At 69.0% G+C, this 16,465-nt stretch carries 16 protein-coding genes; 4 read left to right on the plus strand and 12 right to left on the minus strand.

Annotated features, from left to right (window positions below; translation table 11 throughout):
* Positions 1 to 2 precede the first annotated feature (2 nt).
* The 5 genes from E6C72_RS15800 to hpxZ form a co-directional block, all read right to left on the minus strand.
* Complete coding sequence (locus tag E6C72_RS15800; RefSeq protein ID WP_109443998.1) at positions 3 to 929, minus strand: ABC transporter permease; 927 nt, start codon at positions 927 to 929, stop codon at positions 3 to 5.
* A 2-nt stretch (positions 930 to 931) separates the two neighbouring features.
* Positions 932 to 2,023, minus strand: coding sequence for an ABC transporter permease (locus E6C72_RS15805; RefSeq protein WP_247876054.1), 1,092 nt, complete (start codon positions 2,021 to 2,023; stop codon positions 932 to 934).
* A gap of 43 nt (positions 2,024 to 2,066) precedes the next feature.
* Complete coding sequence (locus tag E6C72_RS15810) at positions 2,067 to 3,194, minus strand: BMP family ABC transporter substrate-binding protein (RefSeq protein WP_109443996.1); 1,128 nt, start codon at positions 3,192 to 3,194, stop codon at positions 2,067 to 2,069.
* Between the two features lie 345 nt (positions 3,195 to 3,539).
* Positions 3,540 to 4,256 carry a GntR family transcriptional regulator gene (locus tag E6C72_RS15815; RefSeq protein WP_109443995.1) on the minus strand — a complete coding sequence of 239 codons (717 nt, stop codon included), beginning with the start codon at positions 4,254 to 4,256 and terminating at the stop codon, positions 3,540 to 3,542.
* A gap of 142 nt (positions 4,257 to 4,398) precedes the next feature.
* Complete coding sequence (hpxZ, locus tag E6C72_RS15820) at positions 4,399 to 4,809, minus strand: oxalurate catabolism protein HpxZ (protein ID WP_109443994.1); 411 nt, start codon at positions 4,807 to 4,809, stop codon at positions 4,399 to 4,401.
* A 132-nt stretch (positions 4,810 to 4,941) separates the two neighbouring features.
* Between hpxZ and E6C72_RS15825 the strand changes: the two genes are divergently transcribed.
* From E6C72_RS15825 to atzF, 3 genes are all read left to right on the plus strand, one after another.
* Positions 4,942 to 5,172: a DUF4089 domain-containing protein gene (locus E6C72_RS15825; protein ID WP_109443993.1), complete on the plus strand. Its 231-nt coding sequence runs from the start codon at positions 4,942 to 4,944 to the stop codon at positions 5,170 to 5,172.
* Positions 5,169 to 6,575 (plus strand): AtzE family amidohydrolase, encoded by a 1,407-nt coding sequence (locus E6C72_RS15830; RefSeq protein ID WP_109443992.1) that lies wholly within the window; start codon positions 5,169 to 5,171, stop codon positions 6,573 to 6,575. Before E6C72_RS15825 ends, E6C72_RS15830 begins: the two co-directional genes overlap by 4 nt.
* Positions 6,576 to 6,719: 144 nt before the next feature.
* Complete coding sequence (atzF, locus tag E6C72_RS15835) at positions 6,720 to 8,546, plus strand: allophanate hydrolase (protein ID WP_109443991.1); 1,827 nt, start codon at positions 6,720 to 6,722, stop codon at positions 8,544 to 8,546.
* 124 nt (positions 8,547 to 8,670) lie between these two features.
* Here atzF and E6C72_RS15840 read toward each other — a convergent pair whose 3' ends face one another.
* From E6C72_RS15840 to speB, 4 genes are read right to left on the minus strand one after another with little or no spacing between them, the layout of a single operon-like run.
* Positions 8,671 to 9,450 carry an ABC transporter ATP-binding protein gene (locus E6C72_RS15840; protein ID WP_109443990.1) on the minus strand — a complete coding sequence of 260 codons (780 nt, stop codon included), beginning with the start codon at positions 9,448 to 9,450 and terminating at the stop codon, positions 8,671 to 8,673.
* A gap of 10 nt (positions 9,451 to 9,460) precedes the next feature.
* Entirely contained in the window at positions 9,461 to 10,255 is a 795-nt protein-coding gene (locus tag E6C72_RS15845) for an ABC transporter permease (RefSeq protein WP_109443989.1), read from the minus strand.
* A gap of 17 nt (positions 10,256 to 10,272) precedes the next feature.
* Positions 10,273 to 11,280: an ABC transporter substrate-binding protein gene (locus E6C72_RS15850; RefSeq protein WP_109443988.1), complete on the minus strand. Its 1,008-nt coding sequence runs from the start codon at positions 11,278 to 11,280 to the stop codon at positions 10,273 to 10,275.
* A 28-nt stretch (positions 11,281 to 11,308) separates the two neighbouring features.
* On the minus strand, positions 11,309 to 12,334 hold the full coding sequence (gene speB, locus E6C72_RS15855) for an agmatinase (RefSeq protein WP_109443987.1): 1,026 nt from the start codon (positions 12,332 to 12,334) through the stop codon (positions 11,309 to 11,311).
* Positions 12,335 to 12,435: 101 nt separating this feature from the next.
* Between speB and E6C72_RS15860 the strand changes: the two genes are divergently transcribed.
* Positions 12,436 to 13,356, plus strand: coding sequence for a LysR family transcriptional regulator (locus E6C72_RS15860; protein WP_109443986.1), 921 nt, complete (start codon positions 12,436 to 12,438; stop codon positions 13,354 to 13,356).
* Between the two features lie 102 nt (positions 13,357 to 13,458).
* Here E6C72_RS15860 and E6C72_RS15865 read toward each other — a convergent pair whose 3' ends face one another.
* From E6C72_RS15865 to E6C72_RS15875, 3 genes are read right to left on the minus strand one after another with little or no spacing between them, the layout of a single operon-like run.
* On the minus strand, positions 13,459 to 14,856 hold the full coding sequence (locus E6C72_RS15865) for an aspartate aminotransferase family protein (protein ID WP_109443985.1): 1,398 nt from the start codon (positions 14,854 to 14,856) through the stop codon (positions 13,459 to 13,461).
* A 44-nt stretch (positions 14,857 to 14,900) separates the two neighbouring features.
* Positions 14,901 to 15,689, minus strand: coding sequence for an SDR family NAD(P)-dependent oxidoreductase (locus E6C72_RS15870; RefSeq protein ID WP_136700779.1), 789 nt, complete (start codon positions 15,687 to 15,689; stop codon positions 14,901 to 14,903).
* Between the two features lie 14 nt (positions 15,690 to 15,703).
* Positions 15,704 to 16,456, minus strand: a complete 753-nt coding sequence (locus E6C72_RS15875; protein WP_109443288.1) for a sulfite exporter TauE/SafE family protein — start codon at positions 16,454 to 16,456, stop codon at positions 15,704 to 15,706.
* Between the last annotated feature and the right edge of the window lie 9 nt (positions 16,457 to 16,465).

The raw sequence follows: 16,465 nt of genomic DNA on the forward strand, positions 1-16,465 counted from the left end.
TCCTATCGGGTGACGGACAGTTCGGCCGGCGCCCCGGCCAGCCGGTGGCGCGAGGACGAGGTGGCGATCATGATGGCGAGCGTCAGGACGTAGGGGGCGGCGTTGAACAGGTGGTAGCCCTGCGTGACCCCGACCGATTGCAGTGCCGGCCCCAGCGCCCCCGCCCCGCCGAACAGCAGCGAGGCCCAGACGCACAGCACCGGGTCCCAGCGGGCGAAGATGACCAGCGCCACCGCGGTGATGCCCTGGCCGCTCGACAGCCGCTCGTTCCAGCTGCCGGGGTAGGACAGCGACAGGAAGGAGCCGCCGACCCCGGCGAAGAAGCCGCCCGCCGCGGTGGCGAGCAGGCGCACCCGGTTGATTGGATAACCCATGGCGCGGGCGGCCTCGGCGCTCTCGCCGACGATGCGCAGCACCATGCCCCAGCGCGTGGTGCGCAGCCCCCACAGCAGCAGCGGCGCCAGCGCCAGACCGACGAGGAACAGCGGGTTGATGTCCAGCGCCGAGCGCACCTGCGCCGAGTTGCTCCACCAGCCGAAGGGAATTGAGGGCAGCTGCGGTGCCTGCGGCTGGATGAAGGGCTTGCCGAGGAAGAAGGCCAGGCCGGTGCCCAGCAGCATCAGGGCGATGCCGACCGCGATGTCGTTCACCCGCTCCAGCGCGCAGATCATCGCGTGCAGCGTGCCGAGCAGCGAACCCGCCAGCCCGGCGACCAGCACCCCGGCCCACGGGTTGCCGGTCAGGTAGGCGGTGGCGTAGCCGCTCATGGCGCCCATCACCAGCGTGCCTTCCAGGCCCAGATTGATGCGCCCGCTCTTCTCCGTCAGGCATTCGCCCAGGCTGACGAACAGGAAGGGGGTGGAGACGCGGATGGCCCCGGCCAGCACGGCCAGCGGCACCCCCCACCATCCCAGCGACGCGTGGTCCATGCTCAGGCCTCCTTCGGTACGGGGGTCGGGCGGGCGAAGGTGAACAGGCGCAGGCGGCCCCGCATCGCCTCGCTGGCCAGCAGGACGACGAAGATGATGCCCTGAAGCACCAGGACCGAGGCGTCGGGCAGATCCAGCCGGCGTTGCAGCAGGCCGCCGCTGGCGCCGATGCCGCCGAACAGCACGGCGACCGGGATGACGGCCAGCGGGTTCTGGCGGGCGAGGAAGGCGACCAGAATGCCGGTGGAGCCATAGCCGGCGACCAGCGAGGCGCTGGCCCGGCCATGCACCGCCGCGACCTCCACCATGCCGGCCAGCCCGGCCGCCGCCCCGGCCAGCGCGGTGGTGACGACCAGCAGCCGGCCGACCGGCAGCCCGGCCATCCGCGCCGCCCGCGGGTTGCCGCCGACCATGCGGGCGGCGAAGCCGAAGGTGGTCCGCCGCATCAGCACCCAGGCCGCCACCGCGCAGACGATGCCGGCCACCAGCCCCCAATGGACGCTGCTGCCCGGCAGGGTGCCGATCATGTAGGCGTCGGCCAGCGGCGGGGTGGAGGGCTTGTTGAGGCTGGACGGGTCCTTCAGCGGCCCTTCCACCATGTGGTTCAGCACGGCAATGGCGATGTAGGTCAGCAGCAGGCTGGAGATCGTCTCGTTGACGCCACGCCACTGGCGCAGCGCCCCGGCCCCGCCGATCAGCAGCGCGCCGCCGGCCATGCCGGCCAGCGCCATCGCCGGCAGCACCAGCGCCGCCGGCGCGCCGTTCAGCGCCATCCCCATCGCCGCCGCCGCCAGCGCCCCCAGCACCAGCGCGCCCTCGCCGCCGATGATGACCAGCCCGAGCTGGGCCGGCAGCGCCGTGCATAGGGCGGTCAGGATCAATGGCGCGGCGCGGGTCAGCGTGTTCTGCCACGAGAACCACGTGCCGAAGGCGCCCCGGTACATCAGCTGGTACATCTCCACCGGATCGACCCCGACCAGCGCCACGAAGGCGCCGAACAGGGCGAGCGACACCGCCACCGCCGCGACCGGCAGCGCCAGGGCCGAGAAGGTCACGGACAGTCTGGTCACGGCACCGTGCAGGAACGGCGGCATCGGCGGCACTCCCGGCTTTTCTGCTGCGGTCAGGAAAGGGCGATCAGGAGATCGAGCCGGTCACGCCCTCGACCAGCCAGTTCATCGATTCCAGCGCGATGTCGGTCTGGCCGTGGCTCTTGCCTTCGGCGATCACGCTGTTGCCCTTGTTGTCCTTGATCGGCCCCTTGTAGATGACGAAGCTGCCGTCCATGAACTTGGCCTTGACCTCGTCGGCGTGCTTGCGCGCGGCGTCGGGCACTGCCGCACCGTAGGGGGAGGTCTTGATGATGCCCTCCTTCAGCCCGCCGCGCACGAGGTTGGGCGGCTTGATCCCGCCCTGCACCATCTTCACGAAGTCGGTGTAGACCTTGGCCCAGTTCCATTCGGCGCCGGTCAGATAGCCCTTGGGCGCCAGCGTCGCCTGGCTGGCATGGTATCCGGTGCAGAAGACGCCGCGCTTCTCGGCGGTCTCCACGATCACCTTGGGGCTGTCGACATGGCAGGTCAGCACGTCGGCGCCCTGGTCGATCAGGCTGTTGGCCGCCTCCGCCTCCTTGACCGGCATCGACCAGTCGCCGGTGAAGACCACCGCGGTGGTGATGGTCGGATCGACCGAGCGGGCGCCCAGCGTGAAGGAGTTGATGTTGCGCAGCACCTGCGGGATCGGCTTGGCGGCGACGAAGCCCAGCTTCTTCGACTTGCTGGCATAGGCGGCGACGATGCCCGACAGATATTCCGCCTCGTCGATGTAGCCGAAATAGCTGCCGACGTTGGTCGGGTGCTTGCCCGGCGTCCACAGCCCGCCGCAATGCAGGAAGGTCAGGTCGGGGTGCTTCTTCGCCTCCTTCAGCACATAGGGATCGAAATAGCCGAAGGAGGTCGGGAACAGCAGCGAGGCGCCGTCGAGGTTGATCATGCTCTCCATGCTGTTCTCGACGTCGATGGTCTCGGGGACCTTCTCCTCCTCCAGCACCTTGACGCCGGGCATCGCCTTGACGGCGGCGGCCCCTTCGGCATGGGCCTGGTTGTAGCCGTAATCGTCGCGCGGACCGACATAGAGGAAGCCGATCACCAGGGTCTTGGCCATGGCCGGCGTCCAGGGCAGACCGGCGCCGAGCGCCCCCAGCCCACCGGCCGCCGTCATCGTCTTCAGAACGGAGCGGCGGGAAAAGCGCAACGCGTTGCCCATGGTGCATACCCCTTGTCGTGTGGTGCAGGTTTGCCGGGTACATCCGCAAAACCTGTGCCAGGGGAGGGCCGGGCAATCATGGCGGCAGGAATCCAGCCGGATTGTATTCAAGAGCGGGATCGAGCCGGTCGGCGAACCTGTTTGTGTGCCCGTTTTTTCGCCTTGGCGTCAGAATTTGCCTGCGCAGCGGTCAAACAGGGCGTGCGACGATCATCACGAGGTGGGCGCCATAACGGCTGTTTCCATCTAAAATACTGATTTTAAAAGAATCTGTTTCGGGCAAATCCCCGGACACTCTGCATGCATCCGTGCATGCAAGGTGGCGCGTGTCTTCCGAATGACCACTCAGCCGGACGACCGGCCGACATAATCGGCCGAGGCATCGCCGACCGTGGTGACGTGCAGGCGCAGCGCGTGATAGGCGGCCTCGCCGTCGCCATGCAGGATGGCGCGGACCACCGAATCATGCTCCAGCCAGGACAGCGACAGCCGGCCGCTGACGCGGAACTGGGCACGGCGGAACGGACGCAGGCGCTGGCGGATCGCCTGGGCGGTCTCCTGCATGTAATCATTGTGCGCGCCGGCATAGATGGCGGAATGGAACCGGGTGTTCATGGCGTCATAGGCCTCGCGGTCGCCGGCACGGGCCAGCGCCCCGGCCTCCGCATGCAGGGCGGCCAGCCGCTGGCGCTCCTCCGCCGTCATGCGCTGGGCGGCGAAGCGGGCGCAGGCCGCTTCGATCTCGCCCATCACCTCGAACATCTGGGCCAGCCGTTCCGGAGTGATGGAGGTGACGACGACGCCCTTGTTGGGGCGCACCTGGACCAGCCCGGTGGCGGCCAGCAGCTTGAACGCCTCGCGCACCGGGGTGCGGGAGACGCCGAAGCGGGCGGCCAGCTCCTGCTCGTCCAGGCGGACGCCGGGCAGCAGGCGGCCGTCCAGGATGTCGTCCGCCAGGTGCCGCCGCAGGGTTTCCGCCAGCGTGCCGCGCGACTGGCGGTCCAGCGGCTCGGTGGTGTCGTCCTGCTCCAGACGCAAACCGGGTCCGGCCTGCAAGGTCATGGCTGGGTGTATCCTCTTCCCGCGGTCATGCGCGCCGCCGCGATAGACAGCTGCCGTGGTATACATGGGATGCGCGCAATGGTTCCAGCCTTGCGTATCGCGGCAGCCAATCCGCGCAAGCACCAAACCGGCGATTGGGCCGTCAGGGCGCCGGCCCCAGGCTGACATGGGCGGCGACGATCCGCCAGCCGTCGGGCATCCGCACCCAGCTCTGGCTTTGCCAGCCGACCCGGCCGGTGGCGGTGCGGCGGTAGGCGCACAGCGCCGTGGCGAAGCGATCGCCGAAGCTGGTGATCACCACCCTTTCCAGCACGCGGGCGAGGCCCGACACATCGCGGCCGCTACGGAAGGCGGCGATGGCGTCGAAGCCGTAGGCCGGCCCGTCGGTGCCAAAGCGCACCGTGCGCGGATCCTGCCAGAACAGCGCGTTCAGGGTTGCGACGTCGTTGCTCATCAGCGCCGCCTCGTACCGCTCGAACGCCGCCGTCACCGCGGCGACCACGTCGGGCCGGTTGATCTCAGCATCGTCGGTCGTGGCGGTATCGGTGTCCATGCCGGTCGTCCTTTCCATCTGCAAACAGGTGGCGCCTGCGCCATATTGCATGCAAGACTGCATGCAGGCCAGCCCCGCCGCCCTTATCGCCGCCGTCGTCACGGCGCCTTTCCGGATGGGAGTCCCCGACGCATGACCGATCCCGCCTTCGATCCAGTGCTCCATATGGAGGCGATGGCCCCCGCCTGCGGGCTGACGATCGCCGACGCCCACAAACCGGGCGTGGCGGTCTTCCTGACGCTGGCCCAGGCCATGGCCGCGACGCTGATGGCCGCGCCGCTGGCCGACGATGCGCTGGAACCTGCCCCGGTGTTCACGCCCGGCCAGACCTCTTCCGGTCAAGCCCCGTCGGGTGACGCATGAGCGTCGCCATCCTGGCTCGTCCCGCCTGGGAGATCGCCGCGGCGGTGCGCGGCGGCAGCCTGTCCGCCACGGCCGTCACCGAGGCGGCGCTGGACCGCATCGCGCGGCTGAACCCGGTGCTGAACGCCTTCACCGACGTCACCGCCGACCGGGCGCGGGCCGAGGCGGCGCATCTCGACGCCCGCATCGCCGCCGGGGCGGATCCGGGACCGCTCGCCGGGGTGCCGGTGGCGGTCAAGAACCTGTTCGACATCCGCGGGCTGCCGACCCGCGCCGGCTCGCTCATCAACCGGGAGCGTCCGCCGGCCGGCGCCGACGCCGTGCTGCTGCAACGGCTGACAGGGGCCGGGGCGGTGCTGGTCGGCGGGCTCAACATGGGCGAGTACGCCTATGACTTCACCGGCGAGAACGCCCATGACGGCGCCTGCCGCAATCCGCATGATCCGGCGCGGATGGCCGGCGGCTCGTCATCGGGCTGCGGGGCGGCGACGGCGGCGGGGCTGGCCCCTTTGTCGCTGGGGTCGGACACCAACGGATCGATCCGCGTGCCGTCCTCGCTCTGCGGCATCTTCGGGCTGAAGCCGACCTATGGGCGGCTGACCCGGCACGGCAGCTTCCCCTTCTGCGACAGCCTGGACCATCTCGGCCCCTTCGCCCGCTCGGCGCGCGATCTTGCGCTGGCCTACGACATCCTGCAAGGCCCGGCGGAGGGCGACCACGCCTGCGCCGGCCGGCCTGTGGAGCCGGTGTTGCCCACGCTGGGAACGGGTCTGGAGGGGCTGCGCATCGCCGTCGCCGGCGGCTATTTCTCGCGCGGCGGCCTGCCGGAGGCGCACGACGCGGTGGAACGCGCCGCCCAGGCGCTCGGCACCGATCGGGTGGTCGAGGTGCCGGGGGCGGAACTGGGCCGGGCGGCGGCCTATATCATCACCAATGCCGAAAGCTCGGCCTTCCATCTCGATCGGTTGCGGACACGGGCCGGAGACTTCGATCCCGACACGCGCGACCGTTTCCTGGCCGGCGCCCTGCTGCCGGCGGCGTGGTATGTCCAGGCGCAGCGGGTGCGGCGCTGGTACCACGATCAGGTGATGGCGCTGTTCCGCGAGATCGATGTCCTGCTGGCCCCGGCCACCCCCTGCACCGCGCCGCTGGTCGGCCAGAAGACGATGGTGCTGGACGGCCGCGAGATGCCGGTGCGCCCGCATCTGGGGCTGTTCACCCAGCCGATCTCCTGCATCGGCCTGCCGGTCTGCGCCGTGCCGATGGCGCTGCCGGGCGCGCTGCCCATCGGCATCCAGGTCATCGCAGCCCCCTGGCGGGAGGACCGCTGCCTGAGGGTCGCCGCCGCGTTGGAGCGGATCGGCCTCGCCCGCGCGCCGTTGGCCGGACCGGGGGAAGCGTGATCCGATAATTGCATGCAATATGTCCGCTGTTGACGCGAAGCACCGCAACATTCATGCTCTAGACGCAATATTGCATGCAATGATGGTCAGCTGGTCGCAATCGGCTCTCCACCGGCAGTGCCCGCCCGAACAAGGAGTGTTCCCATGTCACCGCTCCCCAGCAACGCCGCCGGTGCGCCCGATGCCGTTCGTCTCGATCTCGCGACGCTCGATCAGGGCTACCGCGACGGCACGCTGACACCGGGCGCGGTCGTCCGCATCGTGCTGGAGCGGATCGCGGCTGCCGGCGAGGATCATGTCTGGATCCACCGCGTGCCGGCCGCCGACCTGCTGGCGCGGGCCGCGGCGCTGGAGGCGCTGACAGTGGCGGAGCGGGCGGCCCTGCCGCTCTATGGCGTGCCGTTCGCGGTCAAGGACAACATCGACGTCGCCGACATGCCGACGACCGCCGCCTGTCCCGAGTACACCTATACTGCGACCGACACGGCGACGGCGGTGCAACGCCTGCTCGACGCCGGGGCGATTCTGGTCGGCAAGACCAACCTCGACCAGTTCGCGACCGGGCTGGTCGGCGTCCGCTCCCCCTATGGCGTGGCGCGCAACCCGATCGACCCGCTGTGCGTTCCCGGCGGCTCCAGCTCCGGATCGGCGGTGGCGGTGGCGTCGGGGCTGGTCGGTTTCTCGCTCGGCACCGACACCGCCGGGTCGGGTCGGGTGCCCGCCGCCTTCAACAACATCGTCGGACTGAAACCGACCAAGGGGCTGGTCAGCACCGCCGGGGTGGTGCCGGCCTGCCGCTCGCTGGATTGCGTGTCGGTCTTCGCCCTGACGGTGGAGGACGCCATGGATGTGCTGGCAGTGATGGCGGCACCCGATCCGCTCGACCCCTACAGCCGCGTGGCGCCACCGGTGCCGGCCGCCCCGCATGCGCCCTTCCGCTTCGGCGTGCCGGCCGCCGACCAGCTGCGCTTCTTCGGCAATGCGGAGGCCGAGCGGCTCTATCGCGCGGCGCTCGACCGGCTGTCGGCGCTGGGCGGCGTGGCGGTCCCGATCGACTTCGCCCCGTTCGCCGAGGCGGCGGCCCTGCTCTACAGCGGCCCCTGGGTGGCGGAGCGCACGGCTGCGGTGGGCGAGTTCCTGGCCGATTACACCGAGGCCGGGCTGGAGGTGACGCGCGGCATCATCGAGGGCGGATACAAGCACGACGCGGTGGGCTGCTTCCGCGCCATGTATCGTCTGGAGGCCCTGCGCCGCGACACGGCACCGGTGTGGGACGCCATCGACCTGCTGGCGGTGCCGACCACCGGAACGATCTACACGGTGGCGGAGGTGATGGCCGATCCGATCGCGCTCAACACCAATCTCGGCACCTACACCAACTTCACCAACCTGCTGGACCTCTGCGGCATCGCCATTCCCAGCGGTTTCCAGGCCGACGGCCGGCCGGCCGGGCTGACGCTGCTCGCCCCCGCCTTCCGCGAAGCCGCCGTCGCCGCTGTGGCGAGCGCCGCGCACCGGGCGGCGGAGGTGACGGCGGGTGCAATCGGTCTGCCCCTGCCGCCGGCCCGCCCGACGTCCTACGGCGGCGAGGGGCTGATTTCCCTGCTGGTGGTCGGCGCGCATCTGAGTGGCCAGCCGCTGAACCGGCAATTGACCGACGCGGGTGGACGGCTGGCCGGGGCGGTGATGACGGCGTCGTGCTACCGGCTCTACGCCCTGCCGGGAGAACCGGCGCGACCCGGCATGCTGCGCGTGGCGGAGGGTGGCGTCGCCATCCCCGGCGAGCTGTGGGAGCTGACGCCTTCAGCCTTCGGGCGCTTCGTCGCCGGGCTGCCGCAGCCGCTGTGCATCGGCACGGTCGAACTGGCAGACGGCCGCATGGTCAGCGGATTCCTGTGCGAGGCGATCGACACCGCGGGCGCCCCGGATATTTCAGGCTTCGGCGGCTGGCTGGCCTATCTGGCCCGATGATCCTGGCGCTGTCCAGGGCACGCGATCTCATCGACTTCGGCGGCATCGTCAACCCGCTGGCAGCGTGGAAGGTGGCGGGCGCGGTCTGACCCCTGAACGGAGTGAAGGAGGAGGTTCCACCGCGTCAGGCTCGGGCGGCGAGCACCGCCTCGTCGTGCATGAGGTGCAGAATCTCCCGCTTGAACCGCATGAATTCCGGCGAGGTCAGGGCATCGAGGTTGCGCGGACGCGGAATATCGATCGTCATGGATCGCTTGATGCGCCCCGGCCGCGCGGTCATCACATGCACGGTGTCGCCAAGGATGATCGCCTCGTCGATGTCGTGGGTGATGAACAGGACCGTCTTGCGCCGCGCCTGCCAGATTTCGAGAAGCAGTTCCTGCATCAGCTGCCGGGTCTGGCTGTCGAGCGCACCGAAGGGCTCGTCCATCAGCAGGATGCGCGGATCGTTGGCGAGCGCCCGCGCCAGGGCCACGCGCTGGCGCATGCCGCCCGACAGCTCCTTGGGAAAGGACCGCTCGAACCCGGACAGTCCGACCGCGCGGATCAGGTCGTCGGCGATATCCTCGCACTCCGCCTTCGGCAGCTTCTTCAACTTCGGGCCGAACATCACATTCTCGCGCACGCTCAGCCAGGGAAAGAGGGTGTAGCTCTGGAACACCATGCCGCGGTCGGCCGACGGGCCGGCAATCGGCTGGCCGTCCAGCGTCATGCTGCCGGAGGTCGGCGTTTCCAGTCCGGCGACCAGCCGCAGCAGGGTGGACTTGCCGCATCCGGACGGACCGACGATCACCGCGAAGGTGTCGTGGGCAACCCGCAGCGAGACATCGTCGAGGGCCGTCACCTCCGGCTTGCCTTTGGGCTGGAAGCGGACGGCGATGTGATCGAGCGCGAGCAGGCTCATGGGATGCTCCTTACAGATCGGCGGACCAGGACAGCAGGCGCTGGCGCAGCAGTTTGAACAGGAAGTCGGTGATCAGCCCGAGGACACCGATGGTGAAGACACCCAGCAGGATCACGTCGGTGAACAGGCCGCGCATGGCGTTGAGGATCATGTAGCCGAGCCCGCTGTCGGCGGCGACCAGCTCCGCCACCACCAGATAGGTCCAGGCCCAGCCCATGGTGACGCGCAGATTGTCCAGCACGCCGGGCATGCAGGCTGGGAACAGGATGCGCTGCACCACTTGCCGGCGGCTGGCCCCCAGCGTATAGGCGCAGTCGATCAGATCCTTCGACACGCGGGCCGACACGTCGGAGATCAGGATCAGCTGCTGGAAGAAGGTGCCGAGGAAGATCACCATGATCTTCTGTTCGATGCCGATGCCTATCCACAGGATCAGCAGCGGGATCAGCGCCGACACCGGGATGTAGCGCATGAAGCCGGTGATCGGCTCGATGGCCGCCTGCACCGCCCGGAAGCTGCCCATCAGGATGCCGAGCGGCACCGCCGGGATGGAGGCCAGCAGGAAGCCGGACAGGATGACGGTCAGGCTCGACCCGATGTGGCGGAACAGCGACAGGTCGCCGATCCGCTTGATCCCGGCCGCCAGCACCCTGTCGGGCGCGGCCAGGAAATCGGGGGGCGTGAAGCCGCCATAGGTGAGCAGGCACCAGATGCCGATCAGGATGCCGACGGAGCCGGTACCGAGCGCCAGGCTGGCGCCGCGCGGGATATCGACTTTCGGTGCGAACAGGGAACGGGTCGACATGGTGCCTGCTCCGTGGGTCACTTGACGATGCCGGCGGCGACCATGGCGGCCGGATCGGCGTCGAGCTTGAACAGGCCGGCCGCCTCGCCCAGCGTCCTGGCGTTGGCGATGGTGGCGACGATGCCGTCCGGCTTGGCCGGATCCATGAAGGCGGCGTTCATGGCGGAATCGTAGAAGGCGATGCCGGCGCGGGTTTCGGCGAAGACCGCCGGATCCTCCAGCCAGCCGCCGACGCCCTTCGCCATGATGGCGTCGGCTTCCTTCGCATGGGTCTTCTGCCAGTCGACCGCCTTGCTCCAGGCGCGATAGAGCGCGACCATCTCCGGCCGGCGCGCCTCCAGCTTGGCCTTGGTCGTCACCATCACGTCGGTGATCAGACCGGGCTTGGCCGAGCTGTCGACCAGCAGCGCGCCATGCGAGGTGGCCTTGCCGCGGCTGAGCCAGGGCTCCCAGGTCACGGCGGCGTCGACCTTGCCGGCGACGAAGGCGGCGCCGGCGTCGCCGGCCGTCATGTTCAGCGCCTCGACATCCTTGACGCTCAGCCCGGCGTCCTTCAGCAGCACGCTGAGAAAGAACTGCGAGACCGAGCCTTCGGTGAAGGCGACCTTCTTGCCCTTCAGCCCCGCGATGTCCTTGATCGCCTTGTTGGCGACGATGCCGTCGCCGCCGCGGCTGTCGTCGACCGCGAACAGGTAGGTGAGCGGACGGTCGGCCGAGGTGAAGCCGAGCACCGCGTCGACCGTCGTCACCGCCACGTCGATGCGGCCGGCGGTCAGCGCCGGCATGCGGGTCTTGACGTCCTCCATCAGCACCAGCTTGACGTCGAGCCCCTCGTCCTTGAAGAACCCCTTCTCCTTGGCGATGTAGAGCGGGCCGTAGCCGACCCAGGTCGAATGGGCGACGGTCAGCTCGGCCGCCGATGCAGTGGATGCGAAGCCGCCGAACGCGGCGGGGGACGCAAGACCGCCGAACGCGGCGAGAAGGGCGAGCGCCGGGCCGCGAAGTCGCGAAAGGAACTGCTTCATGCTTCGGTCTCTCTTTCTTTGAAGGCGTTCAGACGGATCGGGACTTGCTGCGCAGCGTGGCCGGGGAAGCGGCGAGCACGCAGAGCAGTTCGAACATCATCGAGATGCCGACCCAGGCGGTGCCGCCCGACGGATCGAAGGGCGGCGAGACCTCCACCAGATCGGCGCCGACGAGGTTGAGGCCGGACAGCAGACGCACCATGCGCTGCGCCTCGCGCGTGGTCAGGCCGCCGATCTCCGGCGTGCCGGTGCCGGGGGCGAAGGACGGGTCGATGCAGTCGATGTCGAAGCTTGCATAGGTGGGACCGTCGCCGACGATGGCGCGCGCCTCCTCCATCACGGCGGCGATTCCGCGATCCTCGACCTCCTCGATGCGGATGATCCGCACCCCCTGCTCCAGGCCCCAGACGACATCGGCGCCGTCATACATCGTGCCCCGGATGCCGATCTGCACGACGCGGCGGGGATCGAGATAACCGTTCTCGATGGCGCGGCGGAACGGCGTGCCGTGGGTGTATTTGAAGCCGCCGAAATAATTGTCGAACAGGTCGGTGTGCGCGTCGAAATGGATCATCCCGAGCGGCCCGTCCGCCGCCAGCGCCTTCAGGATGGGGTAGGAGACCAGATGGTCGCCGCCGGCGCTGAGCGGCGTGATCCCACGGCTCTTGAGCGTGCCGTAGAAGCCGGCGATGCGGTCGAGCGCGTCGGCGACATCGGCCGGATTGACCGGTGAATCGCCGAGGTCGGCGACGTTGCGCAGGCTGAACGGATTCATGCCGGTGACGGGGTGGACCGGCCGGATCATGGTCGAGAGGTCGCGCAGCTGGCGGGGGCCGTGGCGGGTGCCGGGACGGTTGGTGGTGCCGCCATCCCAGGGCACGCCGACGATGGCGATGTCGACCTCCGCGGTGGCGGGATCGTCGAGACCGAGATAGGGCAGGCGCATGAAGCTGGGCAGCCCGGCGTAACGCGGCAGGTCGAACGCCGACACCGGCTGGAAGGAGGTCGCCGAGGCGCCCGGCAGGGGCGTTTCGCCGTCGGATTTCAAGGGCATCGCGGTCTCCGCAGGGGATCGATGACCGCAACGTTGCCATAGGATGAAACGTCCAATAATATCAGATTTCAAATCTAAACGTCCGACGATACCAACCTATCATGCAGCCCACTCTGCCGCCGCTCAGCGACGTGGATCTGCGTCAGCTCCGCATTTTCCGAACCGTTGTGGAGAGCAGGGGGTTCACCCAGGCGCAGGGTGAACTCGGCATTTCGCGCTCGACCATCAGCGCCCAGATGGCGGCGCTCGAAACACGGCTCGGGCTTACGCTTTGCCGGCGCGGCCGGTCGGGATTCGCGCTGACCGAACATGGGCAGAAGATCTATGCGGAGACCATCAAGTTCTTCGCGGCCATGGACAATTTCCGCACCGAGGTCGGCGCCATGCGCGGCAGCCTGGTCGGAGAGCTGCGGATCGGGATCGTCGACGCGGTCGTCGAGAACCCGAATTGCGCGTTCGACCGGGCAATCGCCGTGTTCAACGAGCGGGTGCCGAACGTTCATCTGACCTTGACGGTCATCTCGCCCAACCAGATCGAAAGCGAGCTGCTCAGCCGGCAGATGGAGATCGCCATCGTCCCGAACCAGCCGATGAACGGCGCGGTCCAATTGCAGCAGCTGTTTCATGAGGAACAGAACCTGTTCTGCGGCGCGCGTCATCCGCTGTTCGAGATGGACACGGCGCGGCTGTCGCTGGAGCTGATCGCCGAACAGGCTTACGCGCGCCGCGGCTATGCCGTGGCGACCGCCTACAACACGCTTTTCAAACATGCGCCCAGCGCAACGGCCTACAACATGGAGGGCCAGGCGCATCTGGTCCTGAGCGGCCGGTTCGTCAGCTTCCTGCCGCGGCACTATGCGCAGCGCTATGTCGAACGCGGCGAGATGCGATCCTTGCGGCCGGATCTGCTGAGCTTCAAAATTCCGCTTTGCATCGCCCATCTTCCGCAAAGCGTGCTGTCGCGGGTGGCAAGGGCCTTTCGTGAGTGCCTGCTGGAGGTCCACGCACGCAAACCGCGGTAAGGCCGGCGCGACGCCCCGGATCGGGCACCGAGCCTGCGCCCCGCAGCCGGCGGGGCACAGGCAGCTCGGCTTGGGAAATCGCCGTCTCTCAGTGGCCGTGCTTCAGTGGAAGACGCGCGACAACGCGCCGTCGATGGCGGCGACGATGCGGTCGATGTCGTCGGCGGTGGCGATCAAGGCCGGGCTCAGGCACAGCGTGTTGTTCAGCCCGGGCAGCGAGCGGTTGGTGGCGCCGATGATGACGCCGTTCGCCATGCAGTCGGCCACCACCGCCTGCACCAGCTTCTCCTCCGCCGGTTCCTTCGTCCCCCTGTCCTGCACCAGCTCGACACCGCAGAACAGGCCCTTGCCGCGCACGTCGCCGACGGCGCGGTGACGCTCCGACAGCGCCCACAGGCCGGACATCAGCCGCTCGCCCATCGCCTGGGTGTTGGCGATCAGATCCTCGTCCTCGATGATCCGCATGTTCTCCAGCGCCGCCGCCGGCCCGGCGACGCAGCCGCCGAAGGTCGAGATGTCTCGGAAGAAGGACATGGGATCGGCGGGGTCGTCCTTGAACAGCTCGAAGATCTTCTCGTTCGTCACGGTGCAGGAGATCGCGGCATAGCCCGACGCCACCCCCTTCGCCATGGTGACGAAATCCGGCTGCACGCCGTAATGCTGGTAACCGAACCATGTGCCGGTGCGCCCGACGCCGCACACCACCTCGTCGATGTGCAGAAGCACCTCGTGGCGGCGGCAGATGTCCTGCACCTTCTCCCAATAGCCCTTCGGCGGGGTGATGACGCCGCCGCCGGCGGTGATCGGCTCCAGGCACAGCGCGCCGACCGTGTCCGGCCCCTCGCGCAGGATCACCGCCTCGATGGCGTCGGCGGCCAGCTCGCCGTAATTCTCCACCGCGCCGTACTGGCTGCGGTATTCCAGGCAATGCGGCACCTCGACGAAGCCGTCGGGGAAGGGGCCGAACTGGGCGCGGCGCTGTGCCTGTCCCGCCGCCGCCAGCGTGCCGAGCGTGGTGCCGTGATAGTCGCGCTCGCGGTAGAGGATCTTGGATTTGCGGCCGCCATGGTGCCGGTGCGCGATCTGGCGCACCATCTTGAACACCTTCTCGTTCGCCTCCGACCCGGAGTTCGAATAATAGACCCGGCTCATCCCCGGCATCTTGCCGATCAGCTTCTCGGCGAAGCGGGCGCCGGCAATCGACCCGGCGGAATTGGCGAAATAATTGAGCTTCACCAGCTGGTCGCGCACCGCGTCGGCGATGCTGGTCCGGCCATAGCCGACATTGACCGTCCACACGCCGCCCGACACGGCGTCGAGATACTCGCGCCCGGTGGCGTCCCACACCCGCATCCCCTTGCCTTCGACGAAGATGCGCGGGTCGGTCGTCTCGAACCCCTTGTGCTGGGTCAGATGGTGCCAGACATGGGCGCGGTCGGCCTCGATGATGTGGCGGATGTCGTTGGTGCGTGACTGGTCGGTCCGAAGGACGTCATCCATCGGTCATCTCCTAGGGGTCGGATGCGGTGCCGGTTGCGGCGGGTTCAGGCGGGGGTTTTGCGGTGGATCTTGAACGGCGACCAGGACTGGCTCACCGGCATGATCTCGACGCTGTTGATGTTGACGTGCGGCGGCAGCGAGACCACCCAGCGCACCGTCTCGGCGATGTCCTCGGGCTGCAACGGGTTCGCCCCGCCATAGAGCGCGTCGTAGGCGGCCTTGTCGCCGCCGGTGCGCACCAGGGTGAATTCGCTCTCCGACAACCCCGGCTCGATGGAGGTCACCCGCACGCCCTGGGCCGACAGGTCGCAGCGCAGGCCAAGCGAGAACTGCTTCACGAAGGCCTTGGTGCCGCCATAGACGTTGCCGCCGGGATAGGGCCAGTTGGAGGCGACCGACGCGAGGTTGACGATCAGCCCGCGCCGGGCGATCAGCCGGTCCAGCAGCAGCCGGGTGATGGTGACCAGCCCGGTGACGTTGGTGTCGATCATGGTGCGCCACTGGTCGAGGTCGCAGTCCTGTGCCGCCCCGGTGCCCAGCGCCAGCCCGGCATTGTTGACCAGGACGGAGATGCCGGCGAAGGCGTCGGGCAGGGTGGCGAGGGCGGCGCTGGTCGCCGCTTCGTCGCGGATGTCGAAGCACAGCGGATGGACGACATCCGGCCCGCCCAGCGCCTCGGCCAGCGCGTCCAGCCGGTCCCGGCGCCGGCCGGTGGCGACGATCCGCCAGCCCTCCGCCACCAGCCGCCGGGCGATGGCGTCGCCGAAGCCGGAGGTGGCGCCGGTGACGATTGCCGTTCTGGCCGTGGCGCTCATCGGGGCGGTGTTCGACATTGTGCGATCTTTCCTCATGACGGTGTGAAGCTCAGGCCAAGGGTGACGGCGGTCTGGATCAGTCCCGCGACGGCCACGGCGAACAGCCCCCCGGAGGCCAGCCGCCGCCAGCCCTCGACACCGAGGCGGGTGGACAGCAGCCGGCCGGCGGCGAAGCCGGCAAGGGTGGGGGCCATGTAGGTCGCCAGCAGCCCGACCACGCCGGGGTCGATGGCTCCGACCATGGCGCGGCCGGCGAGGCTGAGCGCATCGACCGCACCGAAGAACACCGCCAGCGTCCCCTTGATCGTCCGCCGATCCCGCCCGCCCGCCAGCAGCCACGCCGCGATCAGCGGCCCGCCGACGGCGAAGGCGGCGAGCAGAACGCCGACGACGAAGGCGATGGCGGCGCCGATTGTCCGGTGCCGCAGCCAGGGTGGCGGCTCGCGCACCAGGGCGACGCAGGCCGCCCCGAAGATGGTCACCGCCACCAGCAGCCGCGACGTACCCTCATCGAGGCTGGCGGCGATCAGGCTGCCGCACAGCGCCCCGGCGAAGCCCATCGCCAGCAGCAGCCCCGACACCGCCCAGTCCACCCTCCCCTGTTCGCGGTCCAGCAGCAGGAATCCGGTCAGCAGCAGGTCGCTGATCAGGATGAAGGGGATGCCGGCGGCGGGCGACGGCAGGAACAGCAGACCCAGCGCCGCGATCAGCGCATATCCGAACCCCGTCACCCCGCGGAAGGCGGCGGCGAGGAAGGTCACGCCCCCGAAGAGGATCATCGACATCGGACCCGA

Source organism: Azospirillum sp. TSH100 (assembly GCF_004923295.1).
In the GTDB taxonomy this organism is placed as follows: domain Bacteria; phylum Pseudomonadota; class Alphaproteobacteria; order Azospirillales; family Azospirillaceae; genus Azospirillum.

Coding starts and splice junctions, on each gene's coding strand:
- E6C72_RS15805 (WP_247876054.1), bottom strand. CDS start 2,023: ATGCCGCCGTTCCTGCACGGTGCCGTGACCAGACTGTCCGTGACCTTC.
- E6C72_RS15800 (WP_109443998.1), bottom strand. CDS start 929: ATGGACCACGCGTCGCTGGGATGGTGGGGGGTGCCGCTGGCCGTGCTG.
- E6C72_RS15840 (WP_109443990.1), bottom strand. CDS start 9,450: ATGAGCCTGCTCGCGCTCGATCACATCGCCGTCCGCTTCCAGCCCAAA.
- E6C72_RS15845 (WP_109443989.1), bottom strand. CDS start 10,255: ATGTCGACCCGTTCCCTGTTCGCACCGAAAGTCGATATCCCGCGCGGC.
- E6C72_RS15870 (WP_136700779.1), bottom strand. CDS start 15,689: ATGTCGAACACCGCCCCGATGAGCGCCACGGCCAGAACGGCAATCGTC.
- E6C72_RS15825 (WP_109443993.1), top strand. CDS start 4,942: ATGACCGATCCCGCCTTCGATCCAGTGCTCCATATGGAGGCGATGGCC.
- E6C72_RS15815 (WP_109443995.1), bottom strand. CDS start 4,256: ATGACCTTGCAGGCCGGACCCGGTTTGCGTCTGGAGCAGGACGACACC.
- E6C72_RS15875 (WP_109443288.1), bottom strand. CDS start 16,456: ATGTCGATGATCCTCTTCGGGGGCGTGACCTTCCTCGCCGCCGCCTTC.
- E6C72_RS15850 (WP_109443988.1), bottom strand. CDS start 11,280: ATGAAGCAGTTCCTTTCGCGACTTCGCGGCCCGGCGCTCGCCCTTCTC.
- hpxZ (WP_109443994.1), bottom strand. CDS start 4,809: ATGGACACCGATACCGCCACGACCGACGATGCTGAGATCAACCGGCCC.
- atzF (WP_109443991.1), top strand. CDS start 6,720: ATGTCACCGCTCCCCAGCAACGCCGCCGGTGCGCCCGATGCCGTTCGT.
- E6C72_RS15865 (WP_109443985.1), bottom strand. CDS start 14,856: ATGGATGACGTCCTTCGGACCGACCAGTCACGCACCAACGACATCCGC.
- E6C72_RS15830 (WP_109443992.1), top strand. CDS start 5,169: ATGAGCGTCGCCATCCTGGCTCGTCCCGCCTGGGAGATCGCCGCGGCG.
- E6C72_RS15810 (WP_109443996.1), bottom strand. CDS start 3,194: ATGGGCAACGCGTTGCGCTTTTCCCGCCGCTCCGTTCTGAAGACGATG.
- E6C72_RS15860 (WP_109443986.1), top strand. CDS start 12,436: ATGCAGCCCACTCTGCCGCCGCTCAGCGACGTGGATCTGCGTCAGCTC.
- speB (WP_109443987.1), bottom strand. CDS start 12,334: ATGCCCTTGAAATCCGACGGCGAAACGCCCCTGCCGGGCGCCTCGGCG.